Origin of the sequence: Methylomonas sp. LWB (assembly GCF_001856095.1) — a bacterium.
Classification (GTDB): domain Bacteria; phylum Pseudomonadota; class Gammaproteobacteria; order Methylococcales; family Methylomonadaceae; genus Methylomonas; species Methylomonas koyamae_A.
In genome coordinates this window covers 138,928-162,378 of record NZ_MKMC01000012.1, presented here as the reverse complement: position 1 = coordinate 162,378, position 23,451 = coordinate 138,928, and the positions used below count along the sequence as shown (strand labels likewise).

At 51.5% G+C, this 23,451-nt stretch carries 20 protein-coding genes; 12 read left to right on the top strand and 8 right to left on the bottom strand.

Going from position 1 to position 23,451, the window contains the following annotated elements:
- Positions 1-11 precede the first annotated feature (11 nt).
- Entirely contained in the window at positions 12-824 is an 813-nt protein-coding gene (locus BJL95_RS06595) for a methyltransferase domain-containing protein (RefSeq protein WP_071157028.1), read from the top strand.
- A gap of 1,123 nt (positions 825-1,947) precedes the next feature.
- Here the strand turns inward: BJL95_RS06595 and BJL95_RS06590 are convergent.
- The 5 genes from BJL95_RS06590 to BJL95_RS06570 form a co-directional block, all read right to left on the bottom strand.
- Complete coding sequence (locus BJL95_RS06590; protein WP_071156465.1) at positions 1,948-2,958, bottom strand: hypothetical protein; 1,011 nt, start codon at positions 2,956-2,958, stop codon at positions 1,948-1,950.
- Positions 2,959-3,292: 334 nt separating this feature from the next.
- A complete protein-coding gene (locus BJL95_RS06585) occupies positions 3,293-3,784 on the bottom strand; it encodes a cupin domain-containing protein (protein WP_071156463.1) in 492 nt (163 codons plus the stop codon).
- Positions 3,785-3,816: 32 nt separating this feature from the next.
- Positions 3,817-4,317: a DinB family protein gene (locus BJL95_RS06580; protein WP_071156461.1), complete on the bottom strand. Its 501-nt coding sequence runs from the start codon at positions 4,315-4,317 to the stop codon at positions 3,817-3,819.
- Positions 4,314-5,192, bottom strand: coding sequence for a branched-chain-amino-acid transaminase (gene ilvE, locus BJL95_RS06575; RefSeq protein WP_071156459.1), 879 nt, complete (start codon positions 5,190-5,192; stop codon positions 4,314-4,316). The genes BJL95_RS06580 and ilvE overlap by 4 nt, the downstream gene beginning before the upstream one ends.
- A gap of 29 nt (positions 5,193-5,221) precedes the next feature.
- A complete protein-coding gene (locus tag BJL95_RS06570; protein ID WP_083385732.1) occupies positions 5,222-6,148 on the bottom strand; it encodes a DMT family transporter in 927 nt (308 codons plus the stop codon).
- A 147-nt stretch (positions 6,149-6,295) separates the two neighbouring features.
- Here BJL95_RS06570 and BJL95_RS06565 point away from each other — a divergent pair, with 147 nt between their 5' ends.
- The 4 genes from BJL95_RS06565 to BJL95_RS24505 all read left to right on the top strand — a co-directional run bounded on the left by BJL95_RS06565 (position 6,296) and on the right by BJL95_RS24505 (position 10,305).
- Positions 6,296-7,708 (top strand): PLP-dependent aminotransferase family protein, encoded by a 1,413-nt coding sequence (locus BJL95_RS06565; RefSeq protein ID WP_071156457.1) that lies wholly within the window; start codon positions 6,296-6,298, stop codon positions 7,706-7,708.
- Positions 7,709-8,117: 409 nt separating this feature from the next.
- A complete protein-coding gene (locus tag BJL95_RS06560; RefSeq protein WP_254786704.1) occupies positions 8,118-8,774 on the top strand; it encodes a transglycosylase SLT domain-containing protein in 657 nt (218 codons plus the stop codon).
- Between the two features lie 18 nt (positions 8,775-8,792).
- On the top strand, positions 8,793-9,104 hold the full coding sequence (locus BJL95_RS06555) for a flagellar transcriptional regulator FlhD (protein ID WP_071156454.1): 312 nt from the start codon (positions 8,793-8,795) through the stop codon (positions 9,102-9,104).
- 625 nt (positions 9,105-9,729) lie between these two features.
- Positions 9,730-10,305 (top strand): hypothetical protein, encoded by a 576-nt coding sequence (locus BJL95_RS24505; RefSeq protein ID WP_071156452.1) that lies wholly within the window; start codon positions 9,730-9,732, stop codon positions 10,303-10,305.
- A gap of 10 nt (positions 10,306-10,315) precedes the next feature.
- Here the strand turns inward: BJL95_RS24505 and BJL95_RS06545 are convergent, their stop codons facing one another.
- Genes BJL95_RS06545 through BJL95_RS06535 form a run of 3 tightly spaced genes read right to left on the bottom strand, consistent with a single transcriptional unit; the run spans position 10,316 to position 16,002 of the window.
- On the bottom strand, positions 10,316-13,513 hold the full coding sequence (locus BJL95_RS06545; RefSeq protein WP_071156450.1) for a conjugal transfer protein TraG N-terminal domain-containing protein: 3,198 nt from the start codon (positions 13,511-13,513) through the stop codon (positions 10,316-10,318).
- A gap of 30 nt (positions 13,514-13,543) precedes the next feature.
- A complete protein-coding gene (locus BJL95_RS06540; RefSeq protein WP_071156448.1) occupies positions 13,544-14,995 on the bottom strand; it encodes a conjugal transfer protein TraH in 1,452 nt (483 codons plus the stop codon).
- Positions 14,992-16,002 (bottom strand): conjugal transfer protein TraF, encoded by a 1,011-nt coding sequence (locus tag BJL95_RS06535; protein WP_071157022.1) that lies wholly within the window; start codon positions 16,000-16,002, stop codon positions 14,992-14,994. The genes BJL95_RS06540 and BJL95_RS06535 overlap by 4 nt, the downstream gene beginning before the upstream one ends.
- A 487-nt stretch (positions 16,003-16,489) precedes the next feature.
- Between BJL95_RS06535 and mobI the strand changes: the two genes are divergently transcribed.
- The 7 genes from mobI (at position 16,490) to BJL95_RS06500 (ending at position 23,312) form a co-directional block, all read left to right on the top strand.
- The gene (gene mobI / locus BJL95_RS06530; RefSeq protein ID WP_071156446.1) at positions 16,490-16,975 is read left to right on the top strand and encodes a conjugative transfer protein MobI(A/C); all 486 of its coding nucleotides are present in this window, start codon (positions 16,490-16,492) and stop codon (positions 16,973-16,975) included.
- 145 nt (positions 16,976-17,120) lie between these two features.
- Positions 17,121-17,273 carry a LexA family transcriptional regulator gene (locus tag BJL95_RS23715; protein WP_175463657.1) on the top strand — a complete coding sequence of 51 codons (153 nt, stop codon included), beginning with the start codon at positions 17,121-17,123 and terminating at the stop codon, positions 17,271-17,273.
- A 1,139-nt stretch (positions 17,274-18,412) separates the two neighbouring features.
- Positions 18,413-19,015: a hypothetical protein gene (locus tag BJL95_RS06525; RefSeq protein WP_071156444.1), complete on the top strand. Its 603-nt coding sequence runs from the start codon at positions 18,413-18,415 to the stop codon at positions 19,013-19,015.
- Between the two features lie 228 nt (positions 19,016-19,243).
- Complete coding sequence (locus BJL95_RS06520) at positions 19,244-19,789, top strand: NYN domain-containing protein (protein ID WP_071156442.1); 546 nt, start codon at positions 19,244-19,246, stop codon at positions 19,787-19,789.
- A gap of 253 nt (positions 19,790-20,042) precedes the next feature.
- Positions 20,043-20,444: a hypothetical protein gene (locus tag BJL95_RS06510; RefSeq protein ID WP_139306155.1), complete on the top strand. Its 402-nt coding sequence runs from the start codon at positions 20,043-20,045 to the stop codon at positions 20,442-20,444.
- Positions 20,444-21,763, top strand: a complete 1,320-nt coding sequence (locus tag BJL95_RS06505) for a ThiF family adenylyltransferase (protein WP_083385724.1) — start codon at positions 20,444-20,446, stop codon at positions 21,761-21,763. The genes BJL95_RS06510 and BJL95_RS06505 overlap by 1 nt, the downstream gene beginning before the upstream one ends.
- A 190-nt stretch (positions 21,764-21,953) precedes the next feature.
- Complete coding sequence (locus BJL95_RS06500; protein ID WP_071156435.1) at positions 21,954-23,312, top strand: IS5/IS1182 family transposase; 1,359 nt, start codon at positions 21,954-21,956, stop codon at positions 23,310-23,312.
- Positions 23,313-23,451 lie beyond the last annotated feature (139 nt).

Here is a 23,451-nt window from a genome sequence, read left to right as displayed (position 1 = left end):
AGGAGACAACATTGAATGCTTACCGCTGGAATGCCCAGGATTATGCCCAAAACTCGCAAGCCCAACAGCAATGGGCTAAAGAACTGATAGCACTGTTGCAGCTAAGCGGCCACGAAACCGTACTGGACTTGGGTTGCGGCGACGGCAAAGTCACGGCGGAGATCGCCGGAATCGTCGATCGCGGCGCGGTGGTCGGCATCGATAACTCGGCAGCTATGATAGCGCTGGCCAAACGCCAATACCCGGAACAGCAACATCCCAACCTGTCGTTCCGGGTCATGGATGCCGGGAGTTTGAGCTTTACCGAGTGTTTTGACGTGGTTTTCTCCAACGCGGTGCTGCACTGGGTCAAGCAGCATCAACCGGTGATTGACGGCTTATACCGAAGCCTGAAAAGCGGCGGCAAAATCCTGCTGCGCATGGGCGGAAGAGGCGATGCAGCCGGCATGCGGGCGACGATTGACCGGGTCAAGGATACCGCTCCATGGTCGCAGTATTTTATCGGCTTCGAGTTTCCGTATACCTTTCCAGGGGTCGATGAATACCGGGTGATGCTGGAAGTCGCCGGATTTACCGTCAAACGGCTCGAACTCGTCGCCAAGGATATGACCCACGACGGCCTGGAGGGTCTAGCGAGCTGGATTCGAACCACCTGGCTGCCTTACACGCAACGGCTTCCGGTAGACCTTAGAGAATCGTTTATCGAAGCGGTTTGTTCGAGTTATCTGGATCAAGTGCCTTTGAGCGTGGATGGCAAAGCCCATGTGGCGATGGTCTTGTTGGAGGTTGAGGCGGTGAAATCGGCTAATCTGAAGCCCGCGTAGTAGGGAATAGCGAAACGCATTCGGGCGAATGGAAGACTTTCATTTTTGCGAATGCACTTCGCAATTCGCGCGGCCTTCATACTCAAGTGCTTACCTGATTGTGTCAGTACGGCCAAAAACGGTCTTATGACTAAGCAAACTCAATTACCGCTAACTATTCGTTTGCTGTCATATGATCTGCCCCCAATTGACGGATACAAGCGATAACGTAATGCATCCAGAGTCTACAAGAGGCTCCGCTGCCCTCCCTTGTTAAAGCGTTGCGTAAGTATTTACTCAAGGTTGTTCGAAGGCTTGCAGGCCAAAAGGAAAGCTGGATATTGGAAGGTCATTTGATGTCGGCCATATCTATGTCCTGATTTCGATCCTTCCCAAATATGCAGTGTTTCAGGTTATTGAGTGCGTTAAAGGGACTGTGTGCGATTCAATTAGCCTCGGTTTATGGTGAAAAGAAACGAGCTTTATCGATCAGTATTTTTTAAGGGCGCTCAGCTGTTTTGTGCCGACCGTGGGGTGGGATGAAACAATGGTTCGAGACTACATCCGACATTAAGAAGGAAAATCAGCGAATTGAACAAATAACTTTTGGTAATAAGTTGTTGCCTATTTGCCGCAAGCATTCACCTGCTGCGTTAGCGATCCCAATTGCCGCTTTGAACTGTTCACAATATAGACTCTCGGCTTTGCTGGGGGATGTTTACGTCACTTGTTGGCATAACACTACCCCCTTGGCGGTTTTTCAGGCATACGCTGCGAGGCCTTGAGAGTGATGCGCTAGCGAGCGTTGGCCGAGTAGCCCCGGAAGCCCCTGGGCCGGGCGGTTTCTCGAACAGAGAAACTGCAATGCTCCCCGACCGGGAGTTACCTGCAGAGATGTAAGTACTTGGCGGGAGCAGGAACGGAAGCCGCGAGTCATTTGTGAGTTAGCCGCTTCGCCGGCGCGCGAGTGAGGACGGCTGGGCCGCCGAAGGCCATCACAGTGACGGTGGAGGCGCGATCGGAGCCCAAGGATGCGCGACGATCTTTACGGCCGGAAGCCGGCACTCGCTTACCCAAAAACCTCTTGACTAGGGTTAATGGTAGTAACCAATTGAAATTTATATAGTTTCTGTCGATGATTGTTTCATGATTGATTTGTTCCGCTAATGTTTTTGCTAGGAATGATCATTATCATATATCCCTGTCCTGGAAGTAGCAAGTCATTTGCTCTCGCTAATTGCCAACGGGTATAGCCGTGGCCATCATTTGAATAGACATTGGGAGGAGAAACGCCAAATCCTGTCTTCTTAAAATACATACGATATCCAGGGGAAATTTGCGCCTTTATGACGGCTCCCCCTGAAATATATCTACTTATTGTTGCAACAATATACGGTTCTTCGTCCAAGCTTTGAGTGAATTTAAGCACTCTTTCAAGTTTGACAGTCCTACTATCAGTCTGATTCAAACTTTTGGCAAAATTCTTGAGTTCAATATCTATCTTTCGTAATTTTGGATTTAAGGAATCGGCGCTCAATAACTGGCTGACATCTTGCATTTCATCATTGATAAATAAGCTAACCAAGTCGCAACTGCCACCAACTTCAAGAGCTTGCGTAAAAATTGGATTTTCATGACACGGTGATAATGCGAGTTTTGCAGTTAAAGAGTTTGTGCAAGAAGCAGTGTTATCGACAACTTCAATATCGTAAGTTATCGAAAGATCTTCAAAATGGTACTGTAATTCATTACTAAAGAACTGGTTTTTTATCGTGATGGCTGCTTGGTAGTGGTTTGAAAATAGTACTTCCTTTAACAGCGAGTCTGCCAGTAACTCCCAACGGTCGGTTATTTTTTCATGCGGAAGATTTTCGGGGCGATAAAATACATCAAATACATGCTGTTGAAATAAGTCAGTGAATTGTGCTGACTTCATTATGACGGCAAAAACCCCTGCTCCCAAAACTGCAGCGCCAATTTTCAAGATAGCTTCTCCTGTGCCCTTAGGGGCATAGTGCCAACTGTCGATGATGTCTCCAAATAAAGAGCCTGTGAGAATCAAAACGATCCCCAACCAGAACAATACTGATGCAGCATTCTTCTTAAGGCTGACCAGAATAGTAGCCATCAGAAACTGGTACGCTTTTTTAAACATGCAACCTCCTTTCGGGATAATCGCCACTAACTTTTTTAACGAACACTCAGGAGCAGGTCTTGCAATCACATAAAAAGGGCCATAGGCTAGGTGGGGCAACGCGAAACCCAGCAGATGCTTTGTAGGCTGGGTTTCATTATCATTCAACTTAGCCTATTACTGCAAACCCAACTTCCGCTTATTATCAATTTGCAGACACTTCCAAAACTAGAGTGAATGTCGCTTGTGGGTCGGTTTTACTCAATCACCACCATTGTGAAATTAGGCCATTCTACGCGATTAGCGTTTTACCTACTCACGCAGTCCGTACTGGCGGCGGAAAATTTCAAAGCACTCAATACTGCGTCCCATCCTTATGGGCAAACCGAAAGGTATTATCGACAAACGCCGCCTGCAAATCGTCATCGGGGTAGACGACTTGATCTCCCGCAGTGCGGTCGCCGATTTCCAGATAGACGACGTCGCTCTCTGTTTCGTTGACCAACCGGTGGGCATCTCCGCTGCCGGCTTTGAAGCCGGCGCACATGCCGGGTGACAACGGTGTCGGGCCTGCGTCGGTGTACAAGGTAGGGCAACCTTGCAAGATGTAGATGAACTCGTCCTGTTTGGCATGGGCATGGCGCAACGCGGAAATCGCGCCGGGTTCCAACTTGGTCAGATTGACACCGAAGTTTTGCAGGCCGAACAAATCGCCTAACGCCCGCTTTTCCCGACCTTCCAGCCGGGCGCCATGCACGTCCAAAATGGCTTGCGGATACAACGATTTTCTTGCGCGCGGCGTCACTTGATCCGCCACGGCAGCAATTGGGAACGCTGATTCAGTCATTGGGAATGATCCTAAGATTTAAAAGTGCAAGATTAGTCGACAAACGGCGCACAGATAAAATCGATGGCGCCGTAGTCGCAACCGCACTGGCTCAACAGCGCGGTGATTTGGCCACGATGGTGGGTCTTGTGGATTAACAAGGTAGTCAGCATAGTGGCCACGGCCAACACTTTATCTTGCCCGGTGGACAGACTGCGGAAGGCGATGCGCCTTTGTAAATCGTCGGTTTGCAAACCTTGAATCCAATCCAGCAAAACTTGGTCGCAATCGGCTTGCGCTGCCCGCAGTTCGTCGAAATCGGCGTAAAGCTCCAAGTCCAGGCGTTGGTATGGCACCGGTTGATCTTGTAAGCGAGCCAGCCAGACGCGATCGCCCAGCAGCAAATGGTTCCAGGTGCCGTGGATGGAATGAAAAAATACGCCCCTATCCTGTTTGCGCTCGTCGTCTGTCAAGTTGGCACAAGCGTCGTACAGACGTTGATTCACCCATTGGCTGTAACGCGCCTGCAACTGCAAATTTTCCAACAAATTCATAAGATGCCTCCGCACTCTTGGTCTATGGTCCGCCGAAATGCCTGTTGCAAGCTTTGGAATACAGGTCCTGGGCAGCTAGGCAATGATCGGCAGTCGATACTGGCGACCGGAATCAGTTCCGCGCCGGTGCCGGTCAAGAAACATTCGTCGGCGGCGTACAGGTCGTACACGCCCAACGGCTGCTCCCTGATTTCGATGCCGTGATCCAGCGCCAACTGTAGCACCAATTCGCGGGTGATGCCTTCCAACGCGCCCTCGCTGCAAGGCGGCGTCAGCAAGCGGCCATTGCGCACGATGAATACGTTGTCGGCGGTGCCCTCCGCGACCCGGCCTTGGGCGTTGAGCAGTATCGCCTCGTCGGCGCCGGCATGATTGGCCTCGATTTTGGCGAGAATGTGGTTCAAATAATTCAGGCTTTTGATGCGCGGATCCAGGCCGTCGGCCGTCAAGCGGCGTATCGAGGACACGATTAGCCTCGCACCGGCCTGTTGTTCGTCAAGGGCTATCATCGTCAATTGGTCGGAGATGGCGATGACGTTGGGCTGAGAACAGCTTTTGGGATTCAAGCCCAGCGCTCCGGCGCCGCGCGTAACCATCAGGCGGATATAGCCGTCGTCGTCGGCAAACGCTTCGATCAGCCGTTCGATGACAGCCGTCAATTCTTCGACAGAGAGTGGTATTGCCAGCGCAATCGCCCGCGCCGACAGCTGTAGCCGCTGCAAATGCCGTTGCAGACGGAAGGCACGGCGCTTGTAAAAGCGTATGCCTTCGAACACGCCGTCGCCGTAAAGCAGTCCGTGGTCGTTGACCGGAATGAAAGCTTGTTCGGCTGGCTTCAGTTCACCGTTCAACCAACACATTGAGAGGGATTTCATCGATTTCTCCTGAAAAATAGATTTTGTTTTTACGATTTTCGGCTGATCACAACACAAGCCAGAACCGCCAACGCGGTTGCCAATTGTTCAATCTCGACACTTTCACCGATCAACCCCGAACCGGCTGCCATGCTTAGAAACGGCTGCAGCAATTGCAGTTGGCCGATCCGCGCGGTACCACCCAGCGCCAAACCGCGATACCAGGCAAAAAAAGCCAGATACATGCTGACCACGCTGACGTAGGCAAAGCCTAACAAGCTAGGCCAGCTGACCAGCTCGAAGCGTGGCGGCGCGGTTTGCACCACCCACGGCAGCAACAGCGGTGCACTTATCAATAAGGCCCAGCTGATGGTTTGCCAAGCGCCTAGCTGTTTCGCCAGCCTCGCGCCTTCGGCATAACCGTAGGCGACGCAGGCAATGGCCGCCAGTAAATACAGATCCGCTTGCTGCAGCCCTGCCGAACCGGACGGATAGACGAAGACCAGGATGGCCGTACTACCCAATGCCGTTGCCAGCCAGAATCGCCATGCCGGCCGCTCGCCCGATAACAGCACGCCGAAACCGGCGGTCAACAACGGTGTCAAGCCGACCACCACGGCACTATGCACCGCCGAAACTTGTTGCAAGGCCAATGCCGACAGTAGCGGAAAGCCAATCACCACACCGCCGGCGGTTGCGGCCAACCTCAGCCATTGACTACCTTTGGGCAAGCGGCCACCCCACCACCACAACGCCAATGCCGCCAGCAATGAAGCGGCGACCGCTCGGCCAAGGCCGACGAATACCGGATCGAGTTCCGCCACCGCCAGCCGGGTCGCCGGCAAGGTCAGGCTGAACCCGAGAATGCCGGCGCAGCCGAACCAATAACCGCGCGTCAGCTCGGAAGGTTGGGGAAGTGTCGTAGGGTTTCGGCCGCCAACGGCAAACTTGGCGCGGTTCAACAAGCGGAATTTCATAGTCTTGCCCTGTTTGATTGGAGGGGCTACTTTAGACTAAGATCAGACTATCGATACAGATGCAAATTCTGTAAATTACATCGATACAATTTTGACTGATGATGAATTGTATCGATACCTAAACGCCGGAACTGTATTGCAACTGCCATGAATCTTCGTTACGAAAACCTCGCCGAACATTTGCTCAACGCCATCGCGCAGAATCTGTACCGACCAGGGGAACGCCTGCCCAGCGTTCGTCAGCTCAGTCAGCAACATCAGGTCAGCACCGCAACGGCGGTCAGCGCATTGCGGCTTTTGGAGGACCAGGGCCATCTCGAAGCCCGCCAGCGCTCGGGTTATTACGTCAGGCCGCGTCCGCGCTGTTCGCTGCAGGAACCGGCGATTTCCGCCCCGCCGCGGGAACCGACGCTGGTGACGGGTCAGGAACTGGTATTGCGTCTGGTCAAGGCCGCCAACGATCCGAGAATCGTACAATTGGGCGCGGCGGTGCCGGCGGCGGCGTTTCTGCCGACGCAAAAAATGGCGCAAATCTCGGCCAGCGTGGCCCGCCGATACGGCCAACGCATCGCCAATTACGAATTCCCGCCGGGTGCGCCGGAATTGCGCCGGCAAATCGCTCGACGGATGTCGGAACAGGGTTGCCCGGTCGATCCCAACGACATCCTGATCACCAACGGTTGCCAGGAAGCAATGTCGCTGGCCTTGAGAACGGTTACCAAGCCGGGCGACATCGTCGCCGTCGAATCGCCGACCTTTTACGGACTGTTGCAAGTCATCGAATCGTTGTCGCTACGCGCGATCGAAATTCCGACTCATCCACGCGACGGCATCGCGCTGGACGCGCTGCAACTGGCCTGCGAGCAATGGCCGATCAAGGCCTGCATCGCGGTGCCCAACTACAGCAATCCCTTGGGTTATTGCATGAGCGACGAACGTAAACGCGCGCTGGTGGAGTTGGTCAACCGCTACCGGATCGCGTTGATCGAGGACGACATTTACGGCGATCTTGGGTTCGGCGTTCAGCGCCCGTCGATGGCGAAAAGCTGGGACAGCGAGGGACGAGTGTTGTATTGCTCGTCGTTTTCCAAATCCTTGTGTCCCGGTTTACGGGTGGGTTGGCTGGTGGCGGGGCCATACCTGGAACAAACCGAATATTTGAAATACGTCGGCAATCTGGCGACGCCGACCCACGCGCAATTGACAGTCGCGGAAATGCTGACCAAGGGCGGCTACGAACGCCATCTACGTCAGGCGCGCAATCAATACCGGCAAGCTGTGGACAGAATGACGGCGGCCATCGGCGCTTATTTTCCGCCGGGCACCCGCGTTACCCAGCCGGAGGGCGGCTTCGTGATCTGGGTGGAACTTCCGGAAAGTGTCGATGCGACGGCGCTGAGCCGGCGAGCGTTACAGCAAGGCATCAGCATCGCGCCCGGCCCAATGTTCTCGGCGACGCAAAAATACCGCAATTTCATCCGTCTCAACTGTGCTGTCGATTGGGACGAGCGGGTCAATCAAGCGTTGGTCAGGTTGGGGCAAATGGTCGGCGATAAATAGTCCGTATTGTAATTCCCAAATGCCCTGAGTCATCCAAAATCAAGCCTTCGAGTCAACATAGCTCAGCTAGCCAACGAGCGGTTTTATCAAATTGAAGTAACACCTCATTGTCGATTTTGGTCAAGACCTAGAAGCCATTCAAGGCTTTGTGTCGCTATTGACTATATAGCGCCATTTAATTTGTCACTAAACTAAAAGTCGCGCCATAAAAATGCTCTTGGTGGTACACATAATCCTCAGCCACCATCTGCACACCCAAGTCACATTCCTTCCGTTCATAAGATCAAGTAAAAAAGCAAGGCCAAACTCAGAGGATCGGCGAAAAACAGCTTAAAGAGAGGTTTTTCGAACATATAGAATTTCTGGCAACGTCGTAAACTCGCTTCAAGACCATAACGGTGAGCTCGCGATGTTAATTATTCATATAAAAAAACAGAGGGTTAAGCACCCTGGGGTTTCAATCCAAAACCCTATTAAGCATCTCTGGATTGGATTGTTCAGTGGCCTTTGCATCATCAGCCAACCCATGGAATCAATGGCTGCTGATTCCATTCAAGCGAATGGCAACAGCCAACAGTCCCTGGCATCAAACACTAAATTACAAAACACGCAGTGGGGACAAGTTGCCCGTAGATATCGCATTGATCCCTATATTCTGTATGCCGTTGCGCTCATGGAGTCGCGAAAAAACGGTGAACAGAATCGTGTCATGCCCTGGCCCTGGGCCATCAATAACGCTGGCAACTCCTTTATTCCTAACAGTCAGCAGGAGGCAGAAGCTTTGCTCAATCAAATGCTGGATCAAGGCAAACGCAATATCGACGTCGGCATCATGCAAGTGAATCTGCGATGGCATGGCCACCGCGTTGCGAAACCCGAGCTACTCTTGATCCCGAGCACCAATCTCGAAATCGGTGCGAGTGTACTCTCAGTGGCTATCCAATCGGTACCTGGCAATCTCGCTCATGGCATAGGGCGATATTACAGTTGGAAGAACGAGCCGGCAGCCATCCAGTACGGGCAAAAAGTGATTGCCTTGGCCGATCAAATCCGAGCGATTCTTTAGCCAATAGAGGATTCCAGAATGGATGAGAATCTCTACAAACTGAATATCGACTACCTCATCGTCGCTCAATCCTTAATTTTTTCCGAAAGCGAACAGAAAGCCATGTTCTGCCTGGGTTTAACGGCAGACGCGGTTTCATTGCTCAGAAAGATGCCGCTCGAACAGTTGAAGCTCCTGGCTCGAAGCGATTGCCTGACCTTTATTCCCCGATTCAATCCCCACAAATGGAGCGAATTCCTAAACATCCAAAAACCCGAAGCCCCGAATGTACTCGACGCACGGGCCATTGAGCTCCTGATGCTTTTGTCCACCCACCCTCCCGAGTCATGAGCAACCATTGCGCCTATGCTACTCGGCTTAAAGATCAGTATTGGGCCTATCAATTACTGAAGCGAAAGCTTCGTACGGTATTGGCATGCCGGGTCATAAAAACCCTTCGCCCTAAAGAATTGTGTAACCTTTATTTTTCATTGCACCGAGAAAGCCCGGTATCGGGTCTAGTCCCCTGCATTACGGCGATACCGCAAGCACGCGAATCGTTTCTGTATATGGCCCTATTTGCTTCGATCTATCGATGCGCTTGTCGGGGCGACATCAGAGCGGAAATAGACCTGAACGCCATTGTCTTTGCTTGGGATTATTTTTGTACCCTCTATCCAAACCATATTCAGGAACGCCGACCGTTTGGCCGCATACGGCCTGCAAATTTCGATGAAGCTTGGATTATCACTGAAGCCTTGAAAGATGGACTCGCTGAACTACCTTACTGCACGACCTGCCATACGCCCTATCTGGTCATTCATGGCTGTAAATACCAACAGGTCTGTCAAATGTGCGTGCTAAACCAAATGCATAGATCCAGATACATCATTGACTAATTGATTCTTTCCAAAAATCTTGGGATAGTAGCCACTAGAACATAGGATCAGCCGAATATTCGAAGTGGAGTCCAACAATGGCGACATTTTCTTCCCGATTAAGCCCAAAAGATACCCGAAAACCCTCAGTCTTTGCTGGACATCATGCTACGGTGATTTGCAACGAATGCAACCGATCCATGGTGCCGAGAGTGGTCGTTTACTATGGCCGACCAGTCAAGTCAGTTTGCCCTTTCTGCGGTGCAACGTTTACGCGGTTTCCGAGCGGATTGCAGAAGTTTTTGCAGCGTTTTCATACCCGCACATTAACTATAAAACACTTTCGATTTTTTAGCTTGGCAGCTGGATTTTTTGGATTAACATTCATGGGCAGTTCAAAAGGTATGCTGCCTGAAACACTTTCTACATTTGCCCTATTTGGTTTCGTTACTTTTACTGCTCTAGCATTAGCAGAATTGGTTTTTCAGTGTATTGAACAATTGGCAAATCGTCTTTCCCATGAAAGTAATTACTATTGGGCTACCTTAGTGTTTGTAGCTTGGGTACTAGGGAGTATTAACAATGAATTTACCGTACCAATTATCATGCTCTCATTTGCCATTATTCTGCGAGGGCTTATTGTTGGTTTTGGACAAATTATTAGCAACAAATAATTCATGATTCTTAATAATTAATCAGTCCTCTAGCTCGATTAAAACTACTAATCTGATCTATAAGATCCATGCGGTTTTGGCCGGCTGCACTCATCAATAACTTTGAAATATTGTTGCCATCAATATCTCCTTCATCTTTGATCAATTGTTGTTTTGCTGCGGCCAAATTTCCGCTATATCCTCCACCAACTGATATTCCAGCGAAAGCTTCAAACATTGCTGCTCGGTAATATGCTTTTTGACTTGGCGTTAATTTGTCACCGATTTCATTGATTCTTTGGTCTGCCCAAGCCTGGGTAGTTTGAATAAAACCGGAGTAAGATTTAGAGGCACCGTATTTTACTGAATCCCAAAAGCTTGCTCCGTTCGAATAAGCTTCCGTAGCATTTGAAGTAAATTCTTTAATGCTTTCAGCACCAGAAGAACCCACGGCTTCGATATTTTTGGCGGTATTGTAAATACTCCCACCCAGATAATCGTATGTTGCCTCTGCCGCAGAAGGCGTGTCATTGGCCGCAGTTGCAATCGATTTCCTAAAGTGCTCCGCTTTGACATTCGCCAATTGACCGAAGCCTTCTCTTGAATTTTGTTCACGCTCAGCTAAGTTACGATCGTGCTGTGCTTCGACACGGGCTTCGCCACCGGCAATTTTTCCTGTTGCTGAATGAATCTTTGCCTGTGCACGCTGACCCAATGATTCGGTTTCAGCGCGTGGGTCTTTGAGATTGGCCTGTTCGACGGCGGCTTGAACCCTGCCAGCTTCCGGTGCATGGGCTTTCAGGGATTCATTCCGGCTAGCATCCCAGGTTTGATCCGCTTGCGGCGCATTAAACGCATCGCCGAGCAGTTGGTAACCCGAGATTTGCGCCTGGTGCGATTGTTGATCATCCAGTGTGCGGTAACTGGGTGACGAGAAGCCGGTCAATAACGACATACCAGCGGCGGCATAGGCCTGATCGGCATCGCTGATCCAACCCGCTGCTTTCCATTGCGAGGCTAGCCGTTGCGTATCTCCGCGCAAGCCGTATTGATCCAGCGTGCGATCCAGGCGTTCCATCAAGCCAGGGTCATGGGCGATTTTGTAACCCGTTTCTGCGGCACCGAAGCTAGCTTGTGTCCCGAAGCGTTGCTGAGCCGATAAAAATTGTTGATAGGATTCACTGGCGGATACTGCATCGGTTGCGCTGTGTTGCAACGAAGACAGCGATTGATTTTGCAGTCCCATTGAGGCAACGTTTCGGGTGCCGGTTTGCGCATCCAGTGCCAGGCTTTTAGCTAAACCGGCCTGATAGCCCTGACTGTCATTGACGGTCTGACTGATGTCGGCGGCAATGGCATCGGATTTGTCTTGACTGACTTTGAAGTCGTTCTGCAAGCGGCCGGAGATCGCACCGCTGAGTTGGTCGTTACCGAGCTTGGCCCCGGCGTTGGCACTGCCGGCCACCAACGCCGAGAACTGATCGGCGGAAATACCGGTATCGGCATGTTTTTTGGCGAAGGCTTCACCGAACTGGCGGTTGTAGGCATCGGTATAACTGGAACTGCTGGCAATCTGATTACCCAAGGAACGACTATCAAACGCATCGCTAGTGATGCTGGCCGATTTCGAAGCCGTAGACGACACACTGTGCATGAAGCTGCTGGTCGCCTGTTCCGAAGCGCTGTAAGCCGACGATACCGCCGAACTCATGTCCTTGCCGGCGGTAAATGTGGGTAGCACCTTGTCGACGCCAGTTTGGGTGACCGCCGACAACGGACTGTATTGATGTTGCGCCTGGGCATTCAAGACTGGCGCCGGGCTGATCACATCCGGCGTGGCGATTTTTTCGCTAATGGTGTCGCCGCCATCCATTCGTCCCAGGAAATGGGTGGCAGTCACTGCCCCGCGATAAATCAGCATCAAGGTAATGGCCGGCGTCGATGCGGCCAACATGCCGCCAATCGACAGCCATTGCTGCAACTCCATGTCCAGTTGGTAGATACCCATCATCGACGGTAGGTTGTAGGTGGCCGTGGTCAGCGCCGCCATTTTGCCGGCGGCCGACATCTGGATGAATAGATTGATCACTGCCAGAATCGGCATCCACAATTGGATCCACAACAACATCGAGAAATAGCCGATATTCATCCGGATACCGACATTGCCCAGCATCACCACAAAGGCCATGATCGGCGCAATGGCGTAACTCAAGCCTTCAATGAAGGCCATCATCGGCCGGACGATCTTGGCAAACAGGGTTTGCTCTGCGGCCCATTGGGTATTGCGTTGCTGGATGGCTTGCTCGACCATAGCCGCTTTGTTCCAATGTAAGCCGTCTTCATGCCGACCGATCACGCCTTTTTCGAACATCGGCATGATCGCCGACATCAGCATGTAATCGGCGGCATCGACCACACCGGGGCCGGCCAACGCATCGAAGGCATCCTGGATTTTCGGCACTGTATCCCCCGCCGCCGGTACGCCTAAGGTCGGCTGCAACAACCCTTCCAGCGCTGTCGCAAAATTGCCATTGGCCACCACACTCAAATCGGCCCAGGCATCCGTGCAGGTTTTGGTTTGCGGTTGACCGCCGACATAGATTTGGGTCATGTAGATGTCGGAATCGAAGCGGATGGCATTCAAGGGATCGGCATCGCGTAAGATGGCATCCACCGATTTTTGATTCAAATCGACACCGGTCAATGTACATTCCCGCACGTAATTGGCAAACGAAGTTTCCATATCGCTGCCGGCATTGGGCACATTCGCAGCGCCTAAACTCACCCGCGACAACAAATTCTTCCTTACCGCCATCAAGGTCTGCAAACTGTCGGCAAAGCCGTTGCCGGTCATCGACGGTGTGCCAAAGCCTTGTTCGAACAAGCGCGTGGTGCGATAGCCCATGTTCGACATCACACTACCCACCACGGCTGGCCCCAGTGGTACGTTGTCGACTACCACCACGCTACCGGTATAGGCATCCTCAATCGACACCCGCACCGACGGCGCATACAGCATCAGCCACAACACATAAGCCAACAATAAATCCTGATAGCGAATGCCACGGCCGTCCCATTGCAACAAAGCCCGAAGCATGACGATGATGACACCGATCAAGCCGCCGACGGCAGCCGCGGTACGGTAATCGCCGGTGCCAGAGATCATCGCCACGGCATTCAGTACAGCTTGCAGATAGGCGGAATCGCCTACGGAAAAGATTTCAAACATAGGAGATGGCCTGTAGAGAAAAGATAAGGACTAAGGCGTCGGCCAGGCGGTACCGGAAGCCGGCAATTGCGCCACGGTACCGTAATGTTTTGGCTTTACGGTATTCATCAATTGCTGATAAAACGCCATCAAGGTTTGCGGACTACCGTAACGGCCGGCGATGGTGACGTATTCGTCCTGGATTTGCGCTCTAGCATCCTTCAAGGCATCCATCAGCAATTTGGCATAAGCATGGTCGTTCATGTGCGCGGCGGTTTGTACTGCGGCGAGCAAATCGTTAACAATCAATTGCGCCAGTTCCAGGGCAATTACCGGCGCCGCTTCTTCGGCCCACAATTTGGCAATGCCGGCGTCTTCCCGCGCCAGGTTATGGATCATGCCGCCGATGGCATCCGGCACCGTTTGCATGAAGGCTTTTTCGCTGTCGGTGATTTGACCATTGTTGGTGGAAAATTTGTAAATCAAACCGTTGCCGCTATTGGCCGAACCCAACAAAATCTCCATCACCCGCTGTTTTAAGCCAACCAGATTGACGTTTTGGACAATGGGTTTCAGACACTGATCGGCATCGTGACCGTCACTGCAGGTATACATTCGAACGGTTTGATAGCTGTTGCCGGCGTCATTTCCGTACATCAAATCCTTGATCCGCAACACCGGCGGCGGCGCGCTGATGGCATTATTCTCGCCCTTGCCGTCGGGGGCCGCTTGTGGGGCGTCGACGATTACGGTGCCGGATATACTCATCGCCGCTTCCAGCAAACTGTTACCGCCGAAGCGAAACCATCCCCCAGCGTTCTGATTGACCAAGGCCCGCCACACCAAATTGCCTTGAATGATCTTGGTCATGTCGGCGGGGTCGTTCTGTTTGATCTGCTGTACCGGATCGCCCAGCGTGCTGGTATTGGTCCAACTGGAAAAGACATCCGAAATGCCATGGGTAAACGAGGCATTGGATAGATTGGTTTTGCTCTGCAGATCGAAGGCTTTGACCGTGTCGTTGACCAAACCCTGAGCCAACCTGCAGGAATTGCTGAACATTTGGTTCATCTCCTGGATTTTCTTTTGCAGGTCCGTCATCACCGAGGCACACCAGGGGCACATGGCGCCGACCGCCAGCTGAAACGCATAGCCTGCGGCATTGCCGGCCACGTTACGCATCAATTGCACAAACTGGTTGAAGTTGATGAAACTGAAACTGCCGGCGAATAAATCGATACCACCGCAGCCGGCACTGAACGACGGTGGTACAAACGAGACTAGGTTGGTATTAGTGATGCCATTGCGCGCCACTAGGCTGCCGCCGGTAATCACGCCGCGGCGTTGCCCCAGATGAGCGGTCGGTGCGGTAAAGTTGGTCATGGTGCCGAACATGCTGTCCATTTCCTGCTGCAGGTCGGCATAGGCTGGAACAGCGCTCTCGACCAACAGAATCAACACCAGCACCTGGCGATAGCGCAGAGACAATGAAAGCGAAATCATGGTGTACTCCCCATTTGCGCACTGCGTTGCAATGCCCGGATCAGTGACAGTGGATCTTGAGTGACCGCAGAGCTGATGCTACCGGCGGCCGGTAACAACATGGGCGTGTTACGAATGCCCTGGGTGGTTTGATATTGCGAGGCATCGATCCAACCGGCTTCCTTGGCCGCCAGCAGAATCCGACCGGTGATTTCTTCCAGCGACAAGGCGCCTTGCGCCAAGGGCACAATTTGCTTCGGTGGTTTCATCAAAAACAGCGCCGGGGTTTGTTCGACGCCCAACATCGCCGCCTGACCGTTATCCCGTTTGAACTGACTGAAAAAGCCGTTCGGCATCGGCAATCCATCGAGCGACACGGGATAAATCTTGAAACCGTAGGCGTTTTCCAGCATGGCCAGAATTGGCGCCTGCACATGGCAATAAGGGCAATCGGATCGGAAGAAAAACAAAATGCCGGCTTGCGCTGCAATTGCTTTCAAGGCCTGCTCAGCCACCACACTGGCTTGATGATTCGCTTCATTGGCCGCATAAGTGGCGACCGGTCGACGCACGGTTTCGTCGAGTTGTGGATCGGACATCACCACGTAGCGGGCGGCGTTGGTGAAACGCTCGGCTTTGTCCATCATCACCCGCTGCAGGTAGTAAAACACCGCCACATTCTCGGGACTCGGATCGTCGATCGCCTGGTTCAGGTAATGCTCCAGGTTTTGCTTCAACCAGGCCGAGGACAGTGGTTGGGGCTCTGCAGAGGGCTTGGCTTGTGTTTTGGGTTCAATTTCAGCCTGAAAGTCACTGGGCGGTTTGATGTCAGGTTTGGGCTTTTGCTGATCGTCTTGAATTTCGGGTTGGGCATTTTTAACCGGCTCAGGCAACACCTCATACCAAAACCAGCCGCGCTGCTTGTCGACGAAATAGGAAACTTCGGACGTGTCGTCCTTACCCATCGCCAGAGAGGCTCTGAGACACAAGCTCAAGATGATCGGTAAAGAAATGGCATTTCGGTTCATCGCGCCATTGTCCGTCAGATCTTCCCAGCGACTTTTGCAGCTGACGACGAAAACGCCATCAGCTGCAAGATGGTTCGAAAAGCGATCGCAGATCGCGACCGTAACGGCAGATGATCGCGAATTCGGCGTCAACTGCAATCGGCATCCCATATCGTTTGCCTAAAATGCTGGCGGTATTGCAAACGGGCGATGACCCGTAAATCCCAATAGGAAGTCGACTTTCGATTTGCCTACGCTAGTAGGGAAACGTGGCAACGGTAATCGGCCCGAAATCCGAAGTAATTTCCTAGGTAGGCATGAGTCACGCCGCTTTGCGAAGGCAATGCCTAAATGAACCATCGAGAAAATGACAGTGATATGCCTACTGCGGTAGGCATTTAAGGTGCAAAACCTATGCACTAAGGCGCTTTCCAAGGCTCGCGATTAACAGAAAATCCCGTTAGGCATTGTCCATGTCTATCCCTACAGTTAAGTATTAGGAAAATTCATGTCCAGCGAACAACCTGTCAACAGTCAGCTCAATCTTACTGAACAAGACCTGCTTTATTGGATCGAAACCCGGTGCGATCATCTCCAGGCGCAAGCCAAAGTATTGGTCGATGATTATTGGCGCCAATTGAAAAGCCAGCGCCAGAAACACAGCAAAAGCGAATCGGGCCGAATCGGCGTCCGCATCCGCTGCCGGGAAAACCAACGCGCTTTCAGCATTGAGTGGTACCGAATGGCCACGTTGCGACAAAACGGTCAAACCAAGCCCATTGCGCAGTACGTTAAGAAAGGCCGTGGCTATCGTTATCCGCTCGGCAACCTGCTGAAGGCCGAACCCGCCTGGGAGGCGGAATTAGTCGAAGAACTGGAAACCGAGTTTGCCCATATTCGGCAACAACTCGATCGGCTGGGAAAAATTCGGGATGCTCTGCAGCGTTATTGCAAGGTAATTGAAGCCGAAGCCAATAACAAATTCATCGGTTGATGTGGCTAAAAGACAAGCATTGGTCCGGATCGGCCAATTGCTGAAGACTGCGTTATCATCGTTAGTGATCGCAGTGGAAAATGTACCTATCTTCCAGCTTAAATAAAGGATGCTTGATTGAAAGACCTGACCCTGAAATCGCTCCTTGAACGGCGAGCTGACGGTCAAACGCCTGGAACGCGAAAACGAACAATGGAAGCTAAAAGCCGAGAATCCAACCTACCAAGACATCGATTTGCACGATGACCTAGACATGGTGGTATGGGGCGTGGTGACCAATGTCATTCATGCCGTGTAATGCCCCCGCTATTAGCTGTAGCCGCTTGCAATCGAAAACCCACAAACCAGAAATCAGCGCAATTTTCGACGGGAATTAAATGCAACTGAAAATATGGCGGATTCAGACCGGTAATCCTAGCGATCGAATTAACCGGCCTACGCGGCTTTTCGTGCAAACCGGTGAAATGATGGATGGGCCGCGTGTACGCTGTGGTTAACCGTTTACTACGACACCAGTCGTAAACGTGGCTTAACCCTCGCTGATCGAACGGCTTCATCCGCTTGCTTCAATGCTTCACGCGCTGCATTTATGGCAACACTTTCAAGAATAGGTTCCATCCCCCCAAGAGCTGCAATACGAACATTTCGAGCTGCACCGCCGCTCACCACTGAACCATTTTTGGCTCTTACAGGCCGACACCATGAATCACTCATTTTAAAATACTCCAAATTCTGGTTAACGAAGAGAACGCCCCCCTAAGATCCAGGCGTTTAAGACTTTCGAACTCCAGCGTGGGCTACGTCCAAGCATTACCGTCGGTTCCGGGAATTGGGGCATACCCGAAAAATCGTCATCAGACCCAAGCGCACCTATTACGCTTGGAATAGAGGTCGGTCGTGTCCGGCGTAACCGCTCCAATGTTGAGCGAGAAATACTGAGTTTTTTGCACACCGTGTCAATGTCCAACAAAACATCATCAGAACTAAAATCAAAAGCCATTCAAATTACCAGTTAAACGCGTTCTGATGCATTTTGACGCGTCCTGACGCATTAGTCAAGAGGCTTGCCGTAACATATAGTTTCAAATGATATACAACTATTACTGCTCAAATCGAGCTCAACAATGTACAAAAAACGGTGTCGGTATGGTGTGTCATACAGAAACTATGGCTATTGTCCTTTTTCGCACGAATCCTTACGATCGCCCGTCTTGACCCCGATTTTTATGTTTAGGGCTGTCACAAAATCGGGCCGGCCAGCCGCATCATCAAGCACCGTTTTCTGGACTAATTATTTCTCGAAGTTGGTTGCAGCTTCAGCGGCTACGTTATGCTCAATTTTTATATTTTGTTACACAATAAGCATGTTTTGCCATATATTGACTTTATTGTTATTTATGCTATCTTGTTTACCAGTTATCATATTTAGAGGTTTTTATGGATTTATCACTGGCAACGGCTTATTGCTCTTCGGGCTCAATAACGGCTGCGACTATAGTCGAAGGCCCTGTTTCAGAAGGTACCTACTATGTTGAATTCGCCTGCCCCATTGAGGTTGAGAAATCCCACTCGAGATGGCTGGAAACTTCTCGAGGGAACCGTAAGCTTTTTAAAAACATCCAGTCGGCGTTGAACGATATCAAGAGCATAGGCTTGGAAAAAGCTTCGATTCTATTGGGGCCTGAAGCGTTTAAGCGATTTGATTTCTCCCTTAATTTTCCAGGAATGTTTTTGACCAAAGATGCTCGGCGCCTCCTTTCAGATGACGGTAAACCTCTTATAAACAAAGGGGCGCAACCACTAGACCAGATGCAAGCGATTGTGGCTGCGTTAATGTACAAATATTTCGATAGGTTACATGCCGACGAAATCGATGCGCTCATTTGGATTTTAGGACTGTGCAAGGATGGGTCGCCAATTGAGGGGATTTTTGATGAATTTATCGGCTGGGCGAAGTTATACCAACGTGGCACAGCCGCAAGTTGGATCGAGGAAGCTTTAATAAAACCGGATGGCCCAACTTTTCTCACGAAAAAATGATTGAGGGTGCGAACTGATCGCTGGTCAGGCATTGGTCAACCGCCGCGAAACGGCTAGTTCCCAAATTTTGGATTGGATGGCTCGGACGCCTGTAATGCAAGGAAGGACGCCCGGCGGTTGCAGCCACCGAGCACCCAGTTGACCGTCTGATCACGGTCAACTTTTACCGTGCTTCGTCTTGGTGCTCAAGACGTTGCATTTTTGATACACATTTTGTGAGTGATTATTATGCATCAAATTCTAAAAAAAGTCGTTGCCGTTGATTGGCAGAACTTTAATCGCGGGTGCCAGAACATATTGCAGGGCACCGCATTACCGCGTTGGGAAAATGTCATCCAGCAGGTTAACGATGACGGCGTGGACGTCCTCGAACAGCTGATATTCACTGCCGGACGCGTTCCCGAGAACGACAGTGCCGAAGCGCTAGCGACGGTGACTTCACAGTCGCGCAATCTCAGTGCTGCGCTGCAGCGGCAAACAGCAGCGCGCGTGTTCATCTGCCCTGCCAAACGCACGCCGAGCGGTGACTTTAAACAGTCGGACGATCAACGATTGATGATAAAAACGCTGTCATCGTGCTTGCGACTAAAACCCGATTTTTTAACCTTGTTCGCGTCGGACGGCGACTATGCCCCAATGGTTTGGGAACTGAGGGAATGGGGGATACGAACCGAAGTGGTCGGACGCAATGTCGCTGGCGAGTTGCGAGAAGCCGCCTACCACGTGGTCGACCTCGAACAATTGCTGGAAAAGATCGCCGAGGAGGCCGCATGAGCGCGCTTGAACCGGCAGAGAATGGCTTTTTGAGGCCGAGAAGTTTTGAACGGCGTTCGTATAAGGAGATCGCGGCCTCCCTACAGCCTGAGGGAGGGGAGGCAATCTACCACACATCCAGTAAATCGGGTGGTGCGAAGCAGTCCCGTCCTTTGCGCGACGATGAATCCGTAGACCTCAAACCGGGTGACACGCTATCGTTGGGACCGGCAATTGTGAAGGCGGCTTCTTTGTTTGTAACGAGGTAATGGGTATGTTGACATCAACATCGCTACCCGCCGCATTGAAGCGCGAGGTCGAGATTTTGAAGTCAGCCGGTTTCGGGGGGATTCGTCCCCCCGAGCAAACCGACTGGGGATGGTGTCTTCGGCTAAAAGAGTTAATCCTTCCCGATGGCACTCGCACTGATGCGCTTGTGCTGTTGCCCAAAAATTACCCGCTGAGTTCGCCGATTGGATTTTATTTGAAGGAGAACGCCACACTCGGCTCGCTAGATCGCTCCCATCTATTTGAGGGCCGCGCATACCATGGCGCACAGGCGATACCTGGCTGGCGGTGGTTCTGTGGCATTGCTGAAGGATGGCGGCCAGGACGCCACAACTTGCTCTCCTATGTGAATGTGGTCATGACGCTATTCAATGAAGGGGGAAGTTAATGAGTATGCGCAAGTTGGTTTTCACGGAACACCATTGGCAATCATTACAAAACCAATTGCTTCCGCATCCCCCCGAGCGCTTTGCGTTCGGGCTGGCTCGCCCGCAAAAACGCGGCGGACAACGGATTGATTATATGGTTGAACATGTCGTTTTTGCCGATGCAACTGATTATATGCGGCAAAGCAGTGGTGGCCTGGCATTATCCCAAGCGGCGGCGGCGCGTTTCAATCGGATTTCGGCCGATGCGGTAAAGGATGGTTTGGTTCCTCTGCATATTCATTCTCACCCGCCAGGGGCGAATGATTTCAGCGCTTGCGATGACGCGCATGAGTCAGAGACCAGCAGATGGCTCAGAACCCAAGATCAGCCGCTCTTTCTGAGCCTTGTTTTACCCTGCGGCGGTCAACCGCAAGCACGATTATGGTCTGACGATGCCACGCACCCATGCGCGCTCCAAGCTGGGTTACGTCCGTTGGGTGTGGCATCGAATGACCATGAAAACCCGGCGTTGTTGCGCCAGGCGGCTTTTGGCCATGGTCTCAGGCAAGCAACCAATGAGCTGCACATTGGTATTGTCGGCCTGGGAGGCGTGGGTATGGCCGTCATTGAGCCACTGGTCAGAGCAGGATTTCAAAATTTCACCTTGGTAGATTTTGATCGTGTGGAAGAAACCAATTTGAACCGGTTGCCTTCGACTCATCGGCGCGACATAGGCAGATTCAAAGTCAATGTCGCGTCTCGTTTGATTGCCCAGGCAGGGAGAAGTGTCGGATCGACAACCAAAGTAAAAGTATTTACGGAGGATGTCTACACCGCATCGAGCCGCTGTAAAAGAGCTTTGCAAGCCTGCGATGTGATTTTGGCGCTGACAGACAACCACTTATCAAGGATTGAATGCCTTCAGTTGGCACTGGAGAGTGGTGTGGTCTTTTTGCAAGGCGGCGTTGAAATTCTGCTCGATGAACAGCCAAAGCGTCTGTTGGCCGAAATCTCTGGCGCCGAACTTGGACGTTACTGCCCGATCTGCGTAGGTCGTTTGCATCCTGGGCAAGCTTCGTTGGATGCCAGACGCTATGTAGGCGGCGAGGTTTGGGATCATGCACAGCAAAACGGCTATGTGCCTGATGTGCCAGCGCCTTCGGTGATGTCGATCAACAGTATGGTCGCCGGTACGCTTGTTCTCGAATTGCAACGACGTATATCTGGACTTGGCTCGTGGGACTTATGGCAGTGCGATTTCAATAACGGCAGTCTTCACGCGATTGAGCGCATTAACGAAACAATGAATGGCGAATGCTATGTCTGCGGAAGAAGCTAGGCGTCTCAGCGTTTTTCTTAGAAGTTGAGCCCGCTCCGATTAGTGGTGTGACTGGCATGGTAGTCACACCGCCCCTTAGCTTGGCGTTGAATGGCAGCTATTTGAATAATTCTGTTGAAAAAGTCCTCTGATAGTTATCGCCCAGAGTAGTAAAATAGGCGCGAAATCAATTTGATCGCGGGGTGACGCTATGATGGGTCAGCAATCCGGAATACAAGAGCAGTTGTTTTTCTGCTTCAGTCTCGAAAACCATGTGCCGAAAGATCATTTGCTCAGAGGAATTAACCGTTTTCTCGATTTGGGCGATTTTCGTCAGCAATTGGCGGAGTATTACAGCCCTATTGGACGCCCATCGATTGATCCCGAACTGATGATTCGCATGTTGATTCTCGGCTACTGCTTCGGAATTCGCTCCGAGCGCCGTCTGTGTGAAGAAGTCCATCTGAATTTGGCTTATCGTTGGTTCTGTAAGTTGGATTTAGAGGATGCCATCCCCGATCATTCCACGTTCTCCAAGAATCGCCATGGCCGTTTTCGTGAAAGCCAAGCCTTCCGAAAAGTGTTTGAACACGTACTCCGACGCTGCATGACCGAGGGGTTAGTGGGTGGCGAAGGCTTCGCGACGGACGCCAGTATCATTAAAGCCGATGTGAAGCAGCAACGCCGGGTGGCCAGCGACAGCGATATTGACTGGGGTGATCCCGACCAAGCCACACGGCCCATCCGCGAGTACCTGGCGGCTCTGGAAGAAACCAATGATCCCCAGCCCACCAAAGAGATTTCCTTGACCGATCCAGCGGCTAGCTGGACAGCGGCGGCGGGTGGTTTTCCCTTTTTCGCTTATTCAGTCAACTATCTGGTGGATCTTCAAGCCGGTATCATCGTCGATGTGGACGCTTCGGCAGTCAATAAAACCGCCGAAACCGAAGCGACTCAAACCATGATCGAACGCGTCGAAGACACATTCGGCCTCAAACCAGAGCGGTTGGTAGGCGATACCAACTATGGTACAGCCACTATATTAGGCTGGTTGGTCGATGAGAAACAGATTGCGCCGCATGTGCCCGTCTGGGACAAAAGCGAACGTAAAGACGGCACCTTCAATCGCGCCGAATTCACCTTTGATGCCGAGAACAATCGTTATATCTGTCCTGCCGGAAAACTCCTGAAAACTGCTTGGCGCAGCAAACAGAAAAATCCCTATCGCTATCGTGCCAGCCAATTGGATTGCCAAACCTGTCGACTCAAGGAGCAATGCTGTCCCAATATGACTCAGCGCAATATCGACCGCAGCCCTCACGAATCGGCTCGAGACGTCGCAAGGGCTATTGGCAAAACCGATGCGTATAAGCAATCCAGCAAAGAGCGCAAAAAGGTGGAAATGCTGTTTGCTCATCTCAAGAGGATCTTGCGATTGGATAAACTGAGGTTAAGAGGGTTTAACGGTGCCCGAGATGAGTTTCTATTGGCAGCAACCGCCCAAAATCTCAGGCGAATGGCGAAGATATGGGCAATAAATGAAAAAGAAGCCCAATTGATACCTGCATAACGGCAATATAAGCCGTATTCAAACCGCAAAAATCAAAATACTCATTCGCACACGTCTAAAACGCTTCGGCAATTGATTAAAACGCCTTTCTTGCTCTTCTCAAAATACCGACTTTTTCAACAGAATTTGAATGTTTGCC